Raw genomic sequence first — 17033 nt, forward strand, 5'->3', positions numbered from 1 at the left:
CGAGACGGTGACGGCACGGCACTGTTGGGGGCTGGTTATGACGCAGAATCCGAATGCCGGTGACGGTCGGGCGGCAAAGGTGCAGGCTGCCAAACAGGGCGCCGCGCAGACCGGTCAGCAGGTATCGCAGGCGGGCGGTCAGCTGGCGCACAGCGCCGTCGACCAGAGCCGGGACGTGGCCAACGAGGCCAGCCGGCAGGCACGGCAACTGATGGAACAGGCGTCGAACCAGCTCAAGCAGCAGGCCAACGAGCAGCAGCATCGTGCGGCCGATGGTCTGCGGGCGCTCGCCGACGAACTGCAGACGATGTCCGAGCGGACCGAGCAGCAGGGCGTCGCCACCGATCTCGTACGGCACGCGGCCGACCGCGCCCACCAGGCCGCGCAATGGCTCGACCAGCGCGAACCGGGCACGGTGGTGAGCGAGGTACGCGACTACGCCCGGCGTAACCCCGGCATCTTCCTGGCCGGCGCCGCGGTCGCCGGGATCCTCGCCGGTCGGCTGGGCAAGAGCATGCGCTCCATGCAGAGCGGCGGCGACATGCACGAGGACGGCCATCGCGGCGACGGCCACCGCCAGGGCGGCGGGTCCGGGACGATGTCGGACTACCGGCCGGGCGAGTCGACCGCGCCGGGGGCGTCGTTCCAGAGCACCGCGCGCGGCAACGTCGACGAGGAAGCGGACCCGGGGGTGCCGGCCGCAGACTCGCGACCCGGAGGAGCACGGCTGTGAGCGCGGCGGCCGGTGGCGCGAGAGCCGCCCAGGAGCGGGAGCGGGACCCTGGGCAGGCGTCGATCGGCGAACTGCTCACCGCGATCACCCGGGACACCTCGACCCTGGTACGCCAGGAGATCCAGTTGGCCAAGGCGGAGGCCCGAGCCGAGGTACGCAGCGCGGTCAAGGTCGCCGGCATGTTCGGCGGCGCCGCCCTCGGCGGGTTCATGGTGCTCCTGTTCCTCTCGTACGCGATGTGGTGGGGGCTGTCGAACGTGATCGACCAGGGGTGGTCCGCCCTGATAGTCGCGGCGGTCTGGGCGGTCATCGCGGCGGTGCTGATCACCATGGCCCGCCAGCGGATGCGGGGCCTCAAGGCCCTGCCGCAGACATCGGGATCGGTCCGGCGGATACCGGACGCGGTCAAGGCCGGGGGAGACCACCGAACGGGGGGACACCAGTGAGCAGCATGGATCCGGATCAGATCCGAGCCAACATCGAGGACACCCAGGACGACCTGGGTCGCAACGTCAACGCGCTCGGGGACAAGGTGAACCCACGCCACCAGGCACGCCAACAGGTCGACCGGGCCCGCGGCACCTGGCAGAGGGTCAAGGAGAACGTGATGGGAAGCGCCGCACACGCCCGGGACGCGTCCATGCACGCGGCCGACGTCTCCGAGGGGCGAATCTCGCAGGCATCCTCCGCGACGGCCAACCGGGCGCAGGACATGGGCCACGCGACCAGCGCCCGCGCGCAGGAGATGGGCCATGCCACGAGTGATCGGATCCACGGGTTGGGCCAGAACGCCCAGCAGCAGACGCAGGGCCACCCGCTCGCCGCGGGTCTCGTCGCGTTCGGCCTCGGTGTGCTCGCCTCCGCGCTGCTGCCGTCGAGCGATCGGGAGCGTCGGGTGGCGGGACAACTGCGCAGCCGGGCGACCGAGCACTCCGGCGACCTCAAGCAGCAGGCGACGAACATGGCCAAGCAGGCGCAGGACAACCTGCGCGGACCGGCGCAGCAGGCCGCCGAGTCGGTCAGGTCGAAGGCCACCCAGGGCGCCGGGTCCCTGCGTGACCAGGCCCAGTCGACCGGGCAGAACCTGCGCGGGCAGGCCCAGCAGACCGCGAACGACGTACGCCAGAAGTAAGCCGGCGGGTACGGGGCGGCCCGGTCAGGCGCCGGTCATCGCGTGCGGCGCGGTGACCGGCTTCGACTCCGGTGACCCGTGCTGCCGCAGGAAGATGCTGAGTACGACCAGCACCCCGACGGCGAGGAACTCGCTCTGCCAGTTCTGCATCGACTGGAACCAGAAGTCACTGGTCCGCATGAACTGCCAGGCGCTGATCGACGCCGCCCCGCTCTGCAACGCCTGCTGCTCGTTGTATTCGGCGGTCCCGCCGAACAGGTGCCCCACGAACGAGCCGGCGAAGAGCAGCAGCAGGGCGATGGAGAGGCTGTTGCGGTAGACCACCAGGGCCAGACCGCGTACGTGCACCGGCCACGGTGAGTCGGGTTTGGCGTGGTCGGGTCGGTCGTCCGGGCGGTCCGATTCCTGCTCGGGCTTCGACTCCGCCGAGCCGCGCTGCACCAGGTACGCGGTCAGCAGGACGTAACCGCCCATCTGGAGGAACTCCGACTCCCAGTTCTCGAACACCGCCTCGGCGAAGTGGCCCGTACCGAGGTAGGCCAGGTAGCCCTCGGGGCCGAGCCCGTACTGGGTCAGTTCCTCGTTGCGGGTCTGCCATCCGAAAACGCTCTGCAGGATGAGGAAGAGCAGGAAGGCCCCGAACATCGTCACCGAGAGCGCGTTGCTCCGCAGCCAGCGTTTCATCTCCGGCTCCTCTCACCGAACGGTCACCTTCTGCCCAACCGTGGTGAAGGGGAAACGCGCAGCTCAGCGTGTTGCCGGTGAGTCGTACCGCAGGGAGTCGGAAGTCGTACCGCGAGGAGTCGGAAGTCGTACCGCAGGGAGTCGACGGGGTCAGTCGGCGTTCGGCCAGGGTGAGGAACCGATCACCACTCCGTACAGGGTGTGGTCGACCAGGAGGGCGGCCTGCTCGCGGAGGACCCGGCGGTTGCGACCGATGCCGAGCTTCGGTGCGGCGACCGCCTCGAAGACCGCCCAGAAGACGAAGCCGTACACCGGTCCGATCCACGCCCGGCGCCGTATCCGTCGGGGGAGCAGGCCGAAGAACGCACCGCCGCCCGCGCCGACCGTCCAGTGGATGAGTTCCACCAGCGCCGGTCGCCGGTTCACCGGCACCCGGTTGAACAGGGCCGGCGCGACGTGCTTCAGCAACTGCTCCGGCGGGGTCTGCTGGACCAGGCCGAACGAGGTGGTGGCCTGCCGTACGCCGGACATCGCCATCGCGCCGATCGCGCCCCGGGCCGCCGCCCGCCCGGTGCTGGCCATCAACCGTCGAACCCGCTGCCTGCCGTCCACCGGGCCTCCCTCGTACGGGCACCGTCCGGTCCCGGCCGGTGCTACCCGCCCGGCTCCCGGACAAACCTCGGGCGGTTCCGAACGGGCCGGGTTTCGGGGTGCCGGCACCGGGCAGACAGGCGACATGCCGGAGGAGACGGGGCAGACGGGCAACACCTCGGAGGAGCGGACGGACACCGCCGCCAGCGTCACCGTCTACGAGAACGGCCCGTTGCTGGTCCGGGGCGAGTTCACCCTGCGTACGGCACTGGGCGGGACGGTGGACCCCGGTCGGGACACGATCGCGCTCTGCCGGTGCGGCAAGTCGTCGCTCAAACCGTTCTGCGACGGTACGCACAAGGCGATCGGCTTCCGGGCCGCCGCCGACCCCGATCCCCGTCCGGACGCCGGTGCCGATTCCCGTCCGGATGCCGGTGGGGACAGCTCAGCGGGTGCGTTGTAACCACCGTTGGCTGTGCGCGGCGGTCCGGATCCGGCGCCCGGCGTACGGGACGCCACCCCGACCGAACCGCAGCCCCAACGCCGCCCAACTGCACACCGCCCGTTCCAGGACCCAGAGCGGCGCGAGCAGTGAGCCGCGGACCGGGAAGACGTGCCGACCGCCGGACCTGCGGCGCCCCCGCTCGGCCAGGGCCACCACCGTGGCGACCGCCACCGGGAGCAGCCGCCGGTCGAGCCGGCCCAACGCGACCGCCGCCGGCAGCACGGCCAGGAACGTCAGCATCCGGGGTGGCATGGCCAGGTCGTCGTAGGCCTGGCGGACCCGCTGGGACCAGAACCGGCGCGCGGTCGGCGGCAGGCGGCGGACGTACAGGTCCGGGGGGCAGGACTCGACGCCACCGAATCCGCGTACGGTCCGGAGCAGTTCCAGGTTCTCGAACAGGACGTCCCCGTCGTAGCCGCCCATCGCCAGGACGGTCGAGCGGCGCAATCCGAAGGTGCCCGGATAGTCCTCGCCGACCGCGCGGTTGAGCAGCGTACGGCCGGTGTCCCAGCAGGCGTGCCAGGGCAGCGGGTCGAAGTAGTTCTGCGGGCGTACCAGGTCGGCGCGGGCGAGCAGCCGGCACACCGTACGGAGGTTGTCGTCGTCGTAGCGGACATCGTCGTCGGCGACCACCAGCCGCTCGTGCCGGGCCAACCGGATCCCGGTCAGGACCCCGTTGACCTTCCCGTTGCGGTAACGCAGTGCCGGGTCCGGGGCGAGGTGCCGGACCAGGGCGGGCCAGCAGGCGGCGTGCCGGTCGAACAGTTCCGGCGGTGAGCCGTCGATCACGGTCACCGACACCCGCTCGGACAACCAGCGCAGGTATCCGGTCAGCTCCGCGCACCCGTCGTCGTCGGACCAGCGCAGGGGCAGGATGTACTCCACCGGCAGCCGGCCGGTGCCGAGGTCGGTCGGTCGCGTGGTCGGACCGCCGGCAGCCGGTCGGGTGGTGGTCAATGGCCCGCCGCCAGCGGCAGCCGCAACGACGACCGGTCGGCCGCCCAGCAGCCCAGGACGTGTTCGGCGACCAGTCCGTCGAGCTTCAGGCAGCAGGCGGCACCGAACAGCACGTCGGCCGTACGCGCCGGTTCGGTGAGCGCGAACGAACCGCACAGGTCGTACGCGGCGATCTGCTCGTGCACCGCGTCGGCCTCGACGTGCTCGTCGTAGAACCGGGTGGCGGTGGGTGTGCCGCCGAGCCGGCGCAGGGCGTCGCCGTACCGGCGGTTCGGCAACGAGGAGGTCATCTCGAACGCGGCGAGGTGACCGAGCAGGGCGCCACGCCACCGCCGGTGCAGGCCGAACAGGGAGATGAGGTTGTTGGCGGCCAGCGTGACCGCCGGGACCGAGTCGACGTACCCGCCGTAGCCGGTGTCCAGGCCCAGCCAGTTCATCGTGTCGCGGAACAACTCGGCGTGCATCCTGGGTAGCTGGCCCCGGCCGTACTCGTCCATCTGGATCTCGACCAGCGCGGCCTTGGCCGGTCCGTCCAGCCGGGGGATGCCCCAGGTGTGCGGGTCGGCCTCCCTGAGGTGGTACACCGAACGCTGGGTGACGAACTCGCGGAACCGGTCCAGGTCGGTCTCCCGGTGCAGGGCGGTCGCGAGCGACGGGCCGTCGTCCGCCGCCACCAGCGCGGTCAGACCTTCGGGTACGGCACCCGGCTCGACCGCCGGCAGCGGTCCGACCGCACGGCGCAGCGCCGCCTCGAACCGGCGTTCCGCCGCCGCCCGTACGGCGAGCAGCGACGAGTCCCACTCCCACCGTTCGTCGACGCCGTCGAAGCCCCGGTAGTGCAGCTCGTAACAGACGAAGAGGAACAGTTGCAGATCCTCGTCGGAAAGCGGGTCGGTGCCGGCGTCGGGACCGGTGGTGTCGCGGTCGGTGTCGGGCCACCAGCGGTCGGCGTCGCCCGGTAACCCGCCGACGATCCCGGTCAGCGCTTCGACCAGCATCGCCGAGGCGGGTCCCCGGGCGGTGGGTAGTCTCATCCGCTCCCCTACGGTGGCGGGCCCACCTGCGGTGACGGCCCCGGACGGCGACAAAAGCCGGTGGTTCCCACCGCGTACGGGGTCAAACCCGGGGGAGACGGAGTGCCGCTGTTCAGCCGACCGGGCGACGCACGGTGTAGATGCGGAGGTTGCCGTAGGTGGTGGTGCTCACCAGGTCCCAACCCTCGGTCGACCAGGCGGTGAGCAGGGCGACCGGGTGGATACCGCCGAGTTGGTGGGTCTTGCCGTTCGAGTCGACCCACTCCCGCACCACCGCCGGACCGTGCAGCGCGCATTGGGAGACGATTTCGGCGTACTCGTAGCGAGACATGATCCGATGATGTGACCGCGCGACGACCCCGGCCATCAGCCGACCAGCCGATCCCCAGTGCCGCCGCTCACTGGTCGTGCAGTCCCGTGGCGGAGTCGAGCCAGTCGTCGAGATCCCGGTGTCGCCCCAACCCGACCGCCGCGAACTCGTCGTCGTGCTCGCCGCGTACGACGCCCAACCGGTGCAACGCCGCCGAGATCGGGCTGCGGGTCGACGCGGTACGCCGACCGAGCGGTTCGTCGCGGGTACGCGGCAGGGGTGGTTCGGCGCAGGGTCCGTACACCAGGGTTCCGCCGTGCCAGACGGCCGCGCACTGGGTGCCGACGCCGCCGAAGTACTCCGCCTCGACGTACGCGACCGGTCCGCCCGCCGACCACGACATCAGGGTCCGGTCGAAGCCACCGGGCATGAACTCGAAACCGGCCGGCACCACCGGTGAACCGTCGCCGACCTCGTCGCGGAACTCGTCCGTCATCGGCAGCAGCGACAGTCCCTGTGTCAGCGACACCGTCGCCGCCCGCGTCACCCGGCCGAGCAGGTCCGAGCCGCCGATCACCGCCACCAGGTGGTACCCCATGGCGGACGAGGTTACCGATCCGGGCCGGTGGGAGCGGCTGCGGGCGTACCGGTGGCGGATATTTTTTTCCGGGCCCGGATCGGCCGCCGCCGGGCCGTCCGGGATGCGGACCTTGCGCGATTGCCTTTAATAGCAAGCATTTCCCGGATAGGAACCGAGTCCGCAGATTCCTCACCTGCGGAAACGGAAGTTATCTACTGTGGAGAAGACTCCGACTTTTTGTGCGAAAAGGTAGCGCTCCAGTTACTTTCCGGTGCACAGTTATCACATGAGCGACAGCGGAAGTGGTGAGCGGTACTTCTGGTGCCTCCGACACCACCGGGTCGAGACGGATGCCGACGTGTGTGCGGCGCGCTACGTCCTCGGTCCGTACGCCTCGGCACACGACGCGGAGCACGCGCTGGAGAAGGTCCGGCAACGCAACGAGGAGTGGGACGCCGAGGACGCCCGTTGGGCCGGGGAGGAGAGGTAGCGGCGTGGCGCAGAGCCCGCGTCGTCGAAGTACTCCGCGGTCTCCACAAGGAGACCCCCGAGAGCATGTCCCGCAAGGAGGACCCAGATGGCCGAAGCAGTAAAGGCCACCAGCCGCCCGGCTGCCAAACGTACCGGCGCGAAGACCACGTCGGCCCGTAAGACCACCGGCGCGAAGAAGACCACGGCCGCACGCAAGAGCACCGGCGTGGCCAAGAAGACGTCGCCGGCCCGAGCGACCGGGGCCCGCACGGCGGCCACCCGGGCGACCGCGACCCGGCCCGCGACGGCCAAGAAGGCGCCGGCCAAGAAGGCGCCGGCGAAGAAGGCCGCGACCAAGACGACAACGGCCAGGAAGACCGTTGCGTCGAAGGCCGCGACCGCCCGGAAGAAGGCGACCTCGGCGGCGACCCGGGCCGCCGGCGCGGTGAAGAAGACCGCGGCGAAGAAGGCACCCGCGAAGCGGGCGACACCGGCCAAGTCCACGCCGGCCAGGTCGACCGCGACCCGGTCGACGGCGACGAAGTCCGCGGTGAAGAAGACCGTGGGAGCGAAGAAGACCACGGCGAAGAAGGCCCCGGCGAAGAAGGCCACCGCGACCCGGTCGACCGCTCCGGGCACCCGCGCGACCGCGAAGAAGGCACCGGCCAAGAAGGCCACCACCGCGAAGTCGACCACCTCGCGCGCGGCCACCGGCGCCCGCAAGACCACCGTTGGCGCGGCCAAGAAGGCTCCCGCCAAGTCGACGGGCACGCGTACGGCAACCGCCACGCGTACGCCCGCGAAGAAGATCACCGCGCGCAAGGCGCCGGCCAAGAAGGTCGCCGCGCGTCAGGCGCCGGCGAAGAAGTCGACCCGGGCGACCGTACGCAAGGCGGCCGGCTGACAAACCGGTGCCGGGCGCTCCGGCATGTTCTCGCGTCGCGCTGATAAGAATGACCCGTGGTGATCAGACGTGTAGTTGCGCCCCGCATCGACTTCAGCGCGTTGCGCCGCGAACTGGAACTGCCCACGCGGTTCCCGGTCGCGGCGCAACGCGAGGCCGACGAGGCGGCGACCGCCCCACCGGGGGCGGCTGCCGACCGGACCGACATCCCGTTCGTCACCATCGACCCGGCCAGCTCGCGCGACCTGGACCAGGCGATGTCCCTGACCCGGCGCCCCGGCGGCGGCTACCGGGTCCACTACGCGATCGCCGACGTGGCGGCCCACGTCCGCCCCGGCGGTGAACTCGAGGCGGAAACCTGGCGGCGCGGGCAGACCATCTACCTGCCCGACGGCAACATCCCGCTGCACCCGCCGACGCTCAGCGAGGGCGCGGCGAGCCTGCTGCCCGACGTCGACCGGGCGGCGGTCGTCTGGACCATCGACCTGGCCGCCGACGGCGAGACCGTCGCCGTCGGCCTGGAACGCGCACGGGTACGCAGCCGCGCCAAGCTCGACTACGTCGGCGTGCAGGCCGACGCCGACGCGGGCCGGCTCGCCGAACCGATCGCCCTGCTCCCCGAACTCGGCAAGCTCCTGATCGCCCGTGGGCTGGACCGGGGCGCGATCAACCTGCCGCTGCCGGAGCAGGACATCGAGCCGGAGGACGGCGGGTGGCGGCTGGTGCTGCGGGCACCGGTGCCGATGGAGGACTACAACGCGCAGATCTCCCTGCTGACCGGGATGGCCGCCGGGGATCTGATGCTCGCCGGTGGCGTGGGCCTGCTGCGTACGATGCCGACCCCGAAGCCGGAGGCGGTGGCCCGACTGCGTACGGCGGCGGGCGTGCTCGGCATCGACTGGCCGGACGGCGCGAGCGTCGGGCAGGTGCTCGCCACCATCGACCCGGCGCAGCCCAGAGCCGCCGCGTTCCTCGACCACGCCGCCGAGCTGATGCGCGGCGCCGGCTACACCGCGTTCGACGGGGACCTGCCCGCCGACCCCCGGCACGGCGCGGTGGGCGCGGCGTACGCGCACGTGACCGCGCCACTGCGCCGGCTCGCCGACCGTTACGTCACCGAGGTGTGCCTCGCCCTGCACGCCGGTACGGCGGTTCCCGACTGGGCCCGTACGGCCCTGCCGCAACTGCCCGGGGTGATGTCCGGGACCGACCGGGTCGCCTCGGCCGCGACCCGGGCCGCGGTGGAGCTGACCGAGGCGGTGCTGCTGGAGGACCGGGTGGGGGAGACCTTCGAGGCCGGGGTCCTCGACGTCGACCGCGTACCCGCGCCGCCCGCGACCGGTGCGACCACGGACGCCGCCGCGCCCGCGCCGGTGGTCCGGCAGTCGGGTAAACCGGCCCGCCGGCCGGGCGGGACCGTCGCACTCGACGAGCCACCGGTACGCGCCCGCTGCGAGGGCGACCTGCCCCTGGGCGAACGGGTACGCGTACGCCTGGTCACCGCCGACCCGGTCGCCCGCAAGGTCCTCTTCGCCCTGGACTGACCGCGCCGGCCGGAACGGCACCGCCGGTCGCGACGACCGCGCCAGCCGGCCGAACGGGCGGTTTGGCAGGATGCGGGTATGGCATACGAGGCGAGCGAACTGCCCGACGTTTCCGGGCTCACCGTCGGCATCATCGGCGGAACCGGCGACCAGGGGCGGGGGCTGGCCTACCGGTTCGCCCGCGCGGGGCAGCGGGTCCTGATCGGCTCCCGGTCGGCGGAGCGGGCGGCACAGTCGGCGAAGGAGATCGCCGCGCTGCCCGGAGTCCCCGCCGACGCCGACCTCACCGGTGCCGACAACAACACCGTCTGCGCCGAGTCCGACGTGGTCGTCATCGCCGTGCCGTGGGACGGGCACCACGACACCGTCGCCGCGCTCCGTGAACCCCTGGTCGGCAAGATCGTGGTGGACTGCGTCAACCCGCTCGGTTTCGACAAGCAGGGCCCGTACGCGCTGCGGGTGGAGGAGGGCAGCGCCGTGCAGCAGGCCGCCGCCCTGCTGCCGGAGTCGCGGGTCTGTGCCGCGTTCAACCACGTGAGCGCGCCGCTGCTGGCCGACCCGGAGATCGACCGGATCGACCTGGACGTGCTGATCTGCACCGAGGAACGGGAACTCGTCGGGATCGTGGGCGCGCTCGCCGCCCGGATCCCCGGCATGCGCGGGATCTACGCCGGCCGGCTGCGCAACGCCCACCAGGTCGAGGCGTTCACCGCGAACCTGATCGCGATCAACAAGCGGTACCGGTCGCACGCCGGGATCCGGGTCACCGACGTCTGAACCGTCCGCCGGGGGTGTGGGACCACCACACCCCCGGACGGGCAGCTCAGAACGTGTGCTCGGCGCTCGGGAAACCGCCGTCGCGTACCTCGGCGGCGAACTGCCGGGTGGCCGAGGTGAGCACCCCGGACAGGTCGGCGTACCGCTTGACGAACCGGGGTGCCTTGCCCGTACGCAGACCGGCCATGTCCTGCCAGACCAGCACCTGGGCGTCGGTGTCCGGGCCGGCGCCGATGCCGATCGTCGGAATCCCCACCTCCGCGGTGACCCGCTTGGCGACCTCGCCCGGCACCATCTCCAGCACCACCGAGAACGCGCCCGCCTCGGCCACCGCACGGGCGTCGGCCAGCACCTCTTCGGCCGCGTCGCCGCGACCCTGCACCCGGTACCCGCCGATGGTGTGCTCGCTCTGCGGGGTGAAACCGACGTGCCCCATCACCGGAATACCGGCGGTGGTCAGGGCCTCGATCTGGGCGGCGACCCGACGGCCGCCCTCCAGCTTCACCGCGTGGCAGCCGCCCTCCTTCATGAACCGCACCGCCGTACGCAGCGCCTGGGTCGGCCCCTCCTCGTACGAGCCGAACGGCAGGTCGGCGACGACGAGCGCGTACCGGGTCGCCCGGACCACCGCCCGGACCAGCGGGAGCAACTCGTCCACGGTCACCGGGACGGTGGTCTCGTAGCCGAAGACGTTGTTCGCCGCCGAGTCGCCGACCAGCAGCACCGGAATGCCGGCCTGGTCGAAGATCGACGCGGTGTACTGGTCGTACGAGGTGAGCATCGCCCACCGTTCGCCGCGCTCGCGGGCGACGGCCAGATCACGGGTACGGATCCGCCGGCTCGCCGGTCCGCCGTACAGCGCGGTCACCTCGGGTTCGGCCGGGTCGGTCCCCGGCGTCGCCGGCTTGTTTCCCTGCTCGGACATGACGACTCCTTCCACCTCGAGGCCGCGCTCGCGGTCCCCGGGTCCACGTCGATCGTCGCACCGTGTTGCCGGACCCGGTCAGAGTGCAGTGGAGGATTTCACACCTCTCGGGCGGTTCAACCGCGCTCCCGCCACCGGTTGGTGATCGGCAGCCGGCGGTCCCGGCCGAACGCCTTGATGGTGATTTTGGTGCCGGGCGCCGACTGCCGGCGCTTGTACTCGGCGGTATCCACCATTCGCAGCACCCGGTCGAGAATTGCCGGATCGTGCCCGGCCGCGACCAGATCCTCCCGGCCCTGATCCCCGTCGACGTAACCGACCAGGATCGGATCGAGGACCGAATAGTCGGGCAACGAGTCGCTGTCGAGCTGCCCCGGGCTCAGTTCCGCGCTCGGCGGTTTCTGGATCGAGTTCTCCGGGATCGGCGGCTGCTCGCCACGGGCGACCGCGTCCGCGTTGCGCCAGCTCGCCAACTGCCAGACCAGCGACTTCCACACGTCCTTGAGCGGGTTGTAACCGCCGACCGAGTCGCCGTAGAGGGTGGAGTAGCCGACCGCCAGTTCGCTCTTGTTGCCGGTGGTGAGGACGAGGTGCCCCTCCTGGTTCGACAGGGCCATCAGAATCACCCCGCGTACGCGCGCCTGGAGGTTCTCCACCGCCAGCCCGGACAGCGACATGTTGGCCAGGAAACCGTCGACCATCGGCTGGATCGGCTCCACCCGGTAGTCCAGCCCGGTCCGTTTGGCCAGGTCGGCGGCGTCGTCGCGGGAGTGCCCGGACGAGTGGTGGCTCGGCAGCGACACCCCGACCACCCGGTCCGGGCCGAGGGCGTCGACCGCGATCGCGGCGACCACCGCCGAGTCGATGCCGCCGGAGAGCCCGAGCACGATCGACGGGAAACCGTTCTTGTTGACGTAGTCGCGCAGTCCGAGCACCAGCGCCGACCAGACCTCCGCCTCGTCGGCGACCCGTTCGGCGACACCACCGTCGGCGGGTGGTCCGGCGGGTGCGGGCAGGGTGTCGGTGACCGCCACCCGGGCGATCCGCATGGTGGTCCGTCCGTCGCCCGCCGTGTACCGGGTTCCGGCGGCCACCTCGTCGGTGGTCCCGGTGGCCGTGACGACCTCGTCGGTGTCCCGGTCGGTGGTGGCACCGGGCAGGTCCACGTCGTGTACGAGCAGGTGCTCGACGAACTGCGGGGCGCGGGCCAGCAGGGTCCCGTCGGCGGCGACGACCATCGAGTCACCGTCGAAGACCAGCTCGTCCTGGCCGCCGACCATGTTGACGTACGCGACCGTGGCGCCCGCCTCGGCGGCCCGGCGCCGGACCAGCGGCAGCCGTACGTCGTCCTTGTTCCGCTCGTACGGCGAGCCGTTGATGTTGACGACCAGGCCGACCCCGGCCCGGCGGGCGACCGCGAACGGCCCCCCGGCCTGCCACAGGTCCTCGCAGATGGTGAGCCCGACGTCGACCCCGCCGACCCGGACCACGGTCAGGGTGTCACCGGCTACGAAGTAGCGGTCCTCGTCGAAGACGCCGTAGTTGGGCAGGTGGTGCTTGAAGTAGGTCGCCGCCACCGTCCCGCCGTGCAGTACGGCGAGGGCGTTGCGCGGGCCTCGGGTCCGGTGCGGGCCGGTGCCGGAGGTGGCCGGTCCACCGTCGGCGGTCTCGCCGCCCGCCACCGCCCCGTCGGCGGTCTGCCCGAACTCGTCCGAGTCGAGGTAACCGACCAGCACCGGTACGGCACCGAGCCCGTCGGCCTGGAGGTCGGCGGCGAGCCGGCGCAGGGCGGCCCGGGAGGCGGTCACGAACGACTTGCGGAACACCAGGTCCTCGACCGGGTAGCCGGTCAGCATCATCTCCGGGAAGACGACGAGCTGCGCACCGGCGGTCACGGCGGTACGGCTGGTCCGGCGTACCGTCTCGGCATTGCCGGTCAGGTCTCCGACGGTGGGGTTCACCTGGGCGAGAGCGAGGCGCAGGGTGGGCATGTCCTCATCTTGCCGCGCCGCCGTCGCGTTCGCTCGCGCCGGGGGCGTAAGGAAGGGCAGGTGGTCAGGCTTTGGTTTGCCGACCAGGGCTGCCGGAAAACCCTTGTCCTCGTATCTTTGGGGATGGAAGGCCATTAACGGGACAGTCGCCGTCCCGGCGTACCGGGCGCGACGGAGATCACGTAACGTCGGCGTAACGAGGTCGGGTAAGACTGGTCCGCTAGGTCGGGGGTCGGCTGGCCAGGTCAAGCAGGAGTGTCACGAGGGGTTGAAGTGGACCGTCAGCAGGAGTTTGTGCTCCGCACCCTGGAAGAGCGCGACATCCGGTTCGTCCGGTTGTGGTTCACCGACGTACTCGGCACGCTGAAGAGCGTCTCGGTCGCGCCGGCCGAACTGGAAGCGGCCTTCGAGGAGGGCATCGGCTTCGACGGTTCCGCCATCGAGGGCTTCGCCCGGGTCTTCGAATCCGACATGGTCGCGATGCCCGATCCGACCACGTTCCAGGTGTTCCCGTTCGAGGGCGGGGTGAGCGGCGAGAGCGCCCGGATGTTCTGCGACATCCTGCTGCCCGACGGCACCCCCTCCTGGGCCGACCCGCGCCACGTCCTGCGCCGCGCGCTGTCCCGGGCCGCCGAGAAGGGCTTTACCTTCTACACCCACCCCGAGATCGAGTTCTTCCTGCTCGAGAACGGCCCCAACGACGGCTCGGTCCCGGTCCCGGTCGACGCCGGTGGCTACTTCGAGCACACCACGCACGCCATCGCCCGCGACTTCCGCCGCCAGGCGGTCCTGTCGCTGGAGCGGATCGGCATCTCGGTCGAGTTCAGCCACCACGAGGTCGCCCCCGGCCAGCAGGAGATAGACCTCCGCTACGCCGACGCGCTCACCACCGCCGACAACATCATGACCTTCCGGCACGTGATCAAAGAGGTGGCGCTCTCCACCGGGGTCCAGGCCAGCTTCATGCCGAAGCCCTTCACCGACCAGCCGGGCAGCGGCATGCACACCCACCTGTCCCTGTTCGAGGGCGAGCGCAACGCCTTCCACGACGGCGGCGACCCGTCGAAGCTCTCCAAGGTCGCCCGCGCGTTCATCGCCGGGCTCCTGGTGCACGCCCGTGAGTACACGGCGGTCACCAACCAGTGGGTCAACTCGTACAAGCGGCTGTTCCCGCAGGCACTGCCGGACCGGATCACCGAGTCCCCGGCGTACGTCTGCTGGGGGCACCTGAACCGGTCTGCCCTGGTCCGGGTCCCGGCGTACGGCAAGCCGAACTCGGCCCGGGTGGAGGTCCGGTCGCTGGACTCGGCGACCAACCCGTACCTCGCCTTCGCGGTGCTGCTCGGCGCCGGCCTCAAGGGCATCGAGGAGGGCTACGAGCTGCCGCCGGGCGCCGAGGACGACGTCTGGTCGCTGTCCAACGCCGAGCGCAAGGCGATGGGGTACGAGGCCCTGCCGGAGAACCTCTCCGAGGCGATCGACGTGATGGCGGGTTCGGAACTGGTCGCCGAGGTGCTCGGTGAGCACGTCTTCGACTTCTTCCTGCGCAACAAGCGGGCCGAGTGGGAGCAGTACCGCCGCGAGGTCACCCCGTACGAGCGCCAGCGTTACCTCGGCGCCCTCTGATCCTCCGGCGGTAATCGCACGTGGCGCGGCGGGGCGTGACGGCGGCAGAATGATGCCGTGACGAGCGTTCCCGCACAGCCAGCGGCACCACCCACCGAGACACCCGCCGTGACCGGCGACGCGTCCACTGTGGTGACCACGACGACCGGCACCGTGGTCACCACCGCCGAGACTCAGGTGGTGGCGGTGACCGGTGATGCCACGGTCGAGGTGGCGACGGACGCGCCGACGGTGGCGGTGTCGGCCGACCTGCCGACGGTCGCCGTGACCACCCGACCGGGTCCGACGAAGGTACGGATCGAGACCCCCGGCGCGACCATCGACATCGAGGCCCACGAACCACTCGGTGAGGTGGTGGCCACCGCCCTGCGCCTGTTCCACGAGGCCGGCGGCTGGCCCCGGGAGCAGACCCGCTCCGCCGGCTTCGCCCAAACGGAGCGCCGCGACTTCCCCCCGCCCCAGTCCAGCTCGATGCCGTACGCCCCCGGCGCCTACCCCGTCCAGTCACCCTGACCGACGAGCCCACCCCGTGATCACGAAGGGTTCGGCTCGCCATAGCAGGCCGAACCCTTCGTGATCAGGGTGCCGGCCGAGGGGAGGCCGGCGAGGGGTGGGGGGTTACTTGGGTTGGGCGGCGCCGGGCTGGGGGGCGCCGGGGCGGCCGTGGCCGCCGAAGCCGCCGGGCAGGATGTTGGCGTCGAGGGCGGCGGTGATCGCGTCGGCCTGCTCCTGGGTGAGCTTGCCGTCCTTGACCGCCTGGGCCAGCCGATCCTTGATCTTGGCCTGCCAGTCGACCTTCTGGTCGCCCTTCTGGCCGCCCTGCGGCTTGGCGTCGGACTTGTGCTGCTCCCGGAGCTTGTCCAGGGCGGCGGTCACCTTGTCGGTGGAGATGCCCAGTTCCTTGGCCAGGTCCTCGGCGAAGGCACCCGAGTGTCCGGGCCGCCCCTGCTGGTCGCCCTGGTCGCCGGGAGCCGGGGCGGCGGGGGCCGGTGCGGTGGTCGAGTTCGAGGTCGACGGTGCCGGGGTGGGGTCCTCGGCGAACGCGACGGTCGGTACGGCGATCCCGACCGCGAGTACGCCGGCAGCGGCGAGCCCGCCGAGCGCGGTTTTTCTGGAGATGGTCCTGAACATCGAAACCCCCATGATCGGTGTGTGGTGCACGACCCACCCACCGTCACGTACCGACCTGGACGAACCCCGTGCCGAACCTATGCGCAGCCTGTGAATTAGCCCTGAAAACCGAATTGTTGGTATAAAACCGGACAGTCGGGAAGCTGGACAGCGAGGAAGCCGAACTCAGCTCACGGCGGGGGAAACCGTCAGGGTGCCGGCGGTCGTGTCGAGCGTGGCGGGCGTACCGACCGGGACGGTGCGCTGGCCGTGGCCGTGCCCGATCGGGAGCCCGCCGAGCACCGGCACACCCAGGTCGCCGAGGCGTTCGGCGATCACGTCCGCGACGCTCACCGCCCAGTCGTCGGCGCAGTTGGTGAACTGGCCCACCGCCACCCCGGCGACCCCGTCCAGGACTCCGGTCCGGCGGAGCTGGGTGAGCATCCGGTCCACCTTGTACGGCGGCTCCTCGATGTCCTCGATCAACAGGATCGCCCCGGTCAGGTCCGGCATGTCGGGGGTGCCGAGCGACGCCACCACCAGGCACAGGTTGCCGCCGATCAGCGGGCCGGTGGCCGTACCGGGGACGAGCACCGGGGCGGTCTCCTCGGTGGGCAGCCGGGTGACCGTGGCCGGCTCGGTGGTCATCATTGCGCGGCGCAGCGACTCGGCCGAGTCCGCCGGGGTGCGCTGGTCCAGCCAGGCGGCACCCGGACCGTGCACGGTGGCGAGCCGAGCGCCCCGCCAGAGCGCGAACTGCAACGCGGTGATGTCGGAGAAGCCGGCCACCACCTTCGGGTCGGCGCGTACCGCCGCCATGTCGATCGCGTCGACCATCCGCTGCGCGCCGTAACCGCCACGGGTGCAGAGCACACCGCGTACGTCCGGGTCGGCGAAGGCGGCGTTCATGTCGGCGGCACGCAGCTCGTCGGAGCCGGCCAGGTAACCCTGCTGGGCGTACGCGTTCGGTGCCAGCACCGGCCGCAGCCCCCAGCCGGTGAGCAGTTCCAGCCCCCGGGCCACCCGCTCCGGCCTGGTCGGGCCGGACGGCGAGACCAGCATCACCCGGTCGCCGGGGCGCAACGCGGGCGGGCGTACGGGCGCAGCCCCGGCCAGCGGGACGGCGGTCACGGGTCGGACATCGGTCATGGGGTGCCAG

At 71.4% G+C, this 17033-nt stretch carries 20 protein-coding genes; 10 read left to right on the forward strand and 10 right to left on the reverse strand.

What is annotated here, in order from left to right; translation table 11 throughout:
• The first annotated feature begins 37 nt into the window (after nucleotides 1–37).
• The 3 genes from OIE47_RS22910 to OIE47_RS22920 are packed head-to-tail and all read left to right on the forward strand — an operon-like array spanning nucleotide 38 to nucleotide 1865.
• Nucleotides 38–733, forward strand: coding sequence for a hypothetical protein (locus OIE47_RS22910; protein ID WP_326556583.1), 696 nt, complete (start codon nucleotides 38–40; stop codon nucleotides 731–733).
• Entirely contained in the window at nucleotides 730–1179 is a 450-nt protein-coding gene (locus OIE47_RS22915) for a phage holin family protein (protein WP_326556584.1), read from the forward strand. The genes OIE47_RS22910 and OIE47_RS22915 overlap by 4 nt, the downstream gene beginning before the upstream one ends.
• 5 nt (nucleotides 1180–1184) lie before the next feature.
• Complete coding sequence (locus tag OIE47_RS22920; protein WP_326556585.1) at nucleotides 1185–1865, forward strand: DUF3618 domain-containing protein; 681 nt, start codon at nucleotides 1185–1187, stop codon at nucleotides 1863–1865.
• A gap of 24 nt (nucleotides 1866–1889) precedes the next feature.
• Here OIE47_RS22920 and OIE47_RS22925 read toward each other — a convergent pair whose 3' ends face one another.
• Both OIE47_RS22925 and OIE47_RS22930 read right to left on the reverse strand, forming a co-directional pair.
• Complete coding sequence (locus tag OIE47_RS22925; RefSeq protein WP_326556586.1) at nucleotides 1890–2549, reverse strand: DUF6766 family protein; 660 nt, start codon at nucleotides 2547–2549, stop codon at nucleotides 1890–1892.
• Between the two features lie 150 nt (nucleotides 2550–2699).
• Nucleotides 2700–3161: a DUF6789 family protein gene (locus tag OIE47_RS22930; RefSeq protein ID WP_326556587.1), complete on the reverse strand. Its 462-nt coding sequence runs from the start codon at nucleotides 3159–3161 to the stop codon at nucleotides 2700–2702.
• Between the two features lie 124 nt (nucleotides 3162–3285).
• Between OIE47_RS22930 and OIE47_RS22935 the strand changes: the two genes are divergently transcribed.
• Entirely contained in the window at nucleotides 3286–3603 is a 318-nt protein-coding gene (locus tag OIE47_RS22935; RefSeq protein WP_326556588.1) for a CDGSH iron-sulfur domain-containing protein, read from the forward strand.
• Here the strand turns inward: OIE47_RS22935 and OIE47_RS22940 are convergent.
• The 4 genes from OIE47_RS22940 to OIE47_RS22955 form a co-directional block, all read right to left on the reverse strand.
• Nucleotides 3586–4602 (reverse strand): glycosyltransferase, encoded by a 1017-nt coding sequence (locus OIE47_RS22940; RefSeq protein WP_326556589.1) that lies wholly within the window; start codon nucleotides 4600–4602, stop codon nucleotides 3586–3588. The genes OIE47_RS22935 and OIE47_RS22940 overlap by 18 nt on opposite strands.
• Nucleotides 4599–5636, reverse strand: coding sequence for an iron-containing redox enzyme family protein (locus tag OIE47_RS22945; RefSeq protein ID WP_326556590.1), 1038 nt, complete (start codon nucleotides 5634–5636; stop codon nucleotides 4599–4601). Before OIE47_RS22945 ends, OIE47_RS22940 begins: the two co-directional genes overlap by 4 nt.
• A 112-nt stretch (nucleotides 5637–5748) precedes the next feature.
• Nucleotides 5749–5967 (reverse strand): hypothetical protein, encoded by a 219-nt coding sequence (locus OIE47_RS22950; protein ID WP_326556591.1) that lies wholly within the window; start codon nucleotides 5965–5967, stop codon nucleotides 5749–5751.
• A 67-nt stretch (nucleotides 5968–6034) separates the two neighbouring features.
• Nucleotides 6035–6544, reverse strand: a complete 510-nt coding sequence (locus tag OIE47_RS22955; RefSeq protein ID WP_326556592.1) for a hypothetical protein — start codon at nucleotides 6542–6544, stop codon at nucleotides 6035–6037.
• Nucleotides 6545–6812: 268 nt separating this feature from the next.
• On the opposite strand from OIE47_RS22955, the gene OIE47_RS22960 reads away from it, so the two are divergent.
• From OIE47_RS22960 to npdG, 4 genes are all read left to right on the forward strand, one after another.
• Nucleotides 6813–7016, forward strand: a complete 204-nt coding sequence (locus tag OIE47_RS22960) for a hypothetical protein (RefSeq protein ID WP_326556593.1) — start codon at nucleotides 6813–6815, stop codon at nucleotides 7014–7016.
• An 87-nt stretch (nucleotides 7017–7103) separates the two neighbouring features.
• A complete protein-coding gene (locus tag OIE47_RS22965; RefSeq protein ID WP_326556594.1) occupies nucleotides 7104–7901 on the forward strand; it encodes a histone in 798 nt (265 codons plus the stop codon).
• A 56-nt stretch (nucleotides 7902–7957) separates the two neighbouring features.
• Nucleotides 7958–9445: an RNB domain-containing ribonuclease gene (locus OIE47_RS22970; protein WP_326556595.1), complete on the forward strand. Its 1488-nt coding sequence runs from the start codon at nucleotides 7958–7960 to the stop codon at nucleotides 9443–9445.
• Between the two features lie 78 nt (nucleotides 9446–9523).
• On the forward strand, nucleotides 9524–10222 hold the full coding sequence (gene npdG / locus OIE47_RS22975) for an NADPH-dependent F420 reductase (protein WP_326556596.1): 699 nt from the start codon (nucleotides 9524–9526) through the stop codon (nucleotides 10220–10222).
• 46 nt (nucleotides 10223–10268) lie between these two features.
• Here npdG and panB read toward each other — a convergent pair whose 3' ends face one another.
• Together panB and OIE47_RS22985 are read right to left on the reverse strand one after the other, a co-directional pair.
• Nucleotides 10269–11147, reverse strand: coding sequence for a 3-methyl-2-oxobutanoate hydroxymethyltransferase (gene panB / locus OIE47_RS22980; protein WP_326556597.1), 879 nt, complete (start codon nucleotides 11145–11147; stop codon nucleotides 10269–10271).
• Nucleotides 11148–11263: 116 nt separating this feature from the next.
• Nucleotides 11264–13138: an NAD+ synthase gene (locus OIE47_RS22985; protein WP_326556598.1), complete on the reverse strand. Its 1875-nt coding sequence runs from the start codon at nucleotides 13136–13138 to the stop codon at nucleotides 11264–11266.
• 273 nt (nucleotides 13139–13411) lie between these two features.
• On the opposite strand from OIE47_RS22985, the gene glnA reads away from it, so the two are divergent.
• Together glnA and OIE47_RS22995 are read left to right on the forward strand one after the other, a co-directional pair.
• Nucleotides 13412–14764, forward strand: coding sequence for a type I glutamate--ammonia ligase (gene glnA, locus OIE47_RS22990; protein ID WP_326556599.1), 1353 nt, complete (start codon nucleotides 13412–13414; stop codon nucleotides 14762–14764).
• Between the two features lie 57 nt (nucleotides 14765–14821).
• Complete coding sequence (locus OIE47_RS22995) at nucleotides 14822–15277, forward strand: hypothetical protein (RefSeq protein WP_326556600.1); 456 nt, start codon at nucleotides 14822–14824, stop codon at nucleotides 15275–15277.
• Nucleotides 15278–15382: 105 nt separating this feature from the next.
• Here the strand turns inward: OIE47_RS22995 and OIE47_RS23000 are convergent, their stop codons facing one another.
• Together OIE47_RS23000 and OIE47_RS23005 are read right to left on the reverse strand one after the other, a co-directional pair.
• Nucleotides 15383–15895 carry a hypothetical protein gene (locus OIE47_RS23000; protein WP_326556601.1) on the reverse strand — a complete coding sequence of 171 codons (513 nt, stop codon included), beginning with the start codon at nucleotides 15893–15895 and terminating at the stop codon, nucleotides 15383–15385.
• Between the two features lie 165 nt (nucleotides 15896–16060).
• Entirely contained in the window at nucleotides 16061–17023 is a 963-nt protein-coding gene (locus tag OIE47_RS23005; RefSeq protein WP_326556602.1) for a S66 peptidase family protein, read from the reverse strand.
• Nucleotides 17024–17033 lie beyond the last annotated feature (10 nt).

Source organism: Micromonospora sp. NBC_01796, from assembly GCF_035917455.1.
GTDB lineage: Bacteria > Actinomycetota > Actinomycetes > Mycobacteriales > Micromonosporaceae > Micromonospora_G.

Coding starts and splice junctions, on each gene's coding strand:
- OIE47_RS22910 (WP_326556583.1), top strand. CDS start 38: ATGACGCAGAATCCGAATGCCGGTGACGGTCGGGCGGCAAAGGTGCAG.
- OIE47_RS22920 (WP_326556585.1), top strand. CDS start 1,185: ATGGATCCGGATCAGATCCGAGCCAACATCGAGGACACCCAGGACGAC.
- OIE47_RS22925 (WP_326556586.1), bottom strand. CDS start 2,549: ATGAAACGCTGGCTGCGGAGCAACGCGCTCTCGGTGACGATGTTCGGG.
- OIE47_RS22935 (WP_326556588.1), top strand. CDS start 3,286: ATGCCGGAGGAGACGGGGCAGACGGGCAACACCTCGGAGGAGCGGACG.
- OIE47_RS22945 (WP_326556590.1), bottom strand. CDS start 5,636: ATGAGACTACCCACCGCCCGGGGACCCGCCTCGGCGATGCTGGTCGAA.
- OIE47_RS22950 (WP_326556591.1), bottom strand. CDS start 5,967: ATGTCTCGCTACGAGTACGCCGAAATCGTCTCCCAATGCGCGCTGCAC.
- OIE47_RS22955 (WP_326556592.1), bottom strand. CDS start 6,544: ATGGGGTACCACCTGGTGGCGGTGATCGGCGGCTCGGACCTGCTCGGC.
- OIE47_RS22960 (WP_326556593.1), top strand. CDS start 6,813: ATGAGCGACAGCGGAAGTGGTGAGCGGTACTTCTGGTGCCTCCGACAC.
- OIE47_RS22965 (WP_326556594.1), top strand. CDS start 7,104: ATGGCCGAAGCAGTAAAGGCCACCAGCCGCCCGGCTGCCAAACGTACC.
- npdG (WP_326556596.1), top strand. CDS start 9,524: ATGGCATACGAGGCGAGCGAACTGCCCGACGTTTCCGGGCTCACCGTC.
- panB (WP_326556597.1), bottom strand. CDS start 11,147: ATGTCCGAGCAGGGAAACAAGCCGGCGACGCCGGGGACCGACCCGGCC.
- OIE47_RS22985 (WP_326556598.1), bottom strand. CDS start 13,138: ATGCCCACCCTGCGCCTCGCTCTCGCCCAGGTGAACCCCACCGTCGGA.
- OIE47_RS23000 (WP_326556601.1), bottom strand. CDS start 15,895: ATGTTCAGGACCATCTCCAGAAAAACCGCGCTCGGCGGGCTCGCCGCT.
- OIE47_RS23005 (WP_326556602.1), bottom strand. CDS start 17,023: ATGACCGATGTCCGACCCGTGACCGCCGTCCCGCTGGCCGGGGCTGCG.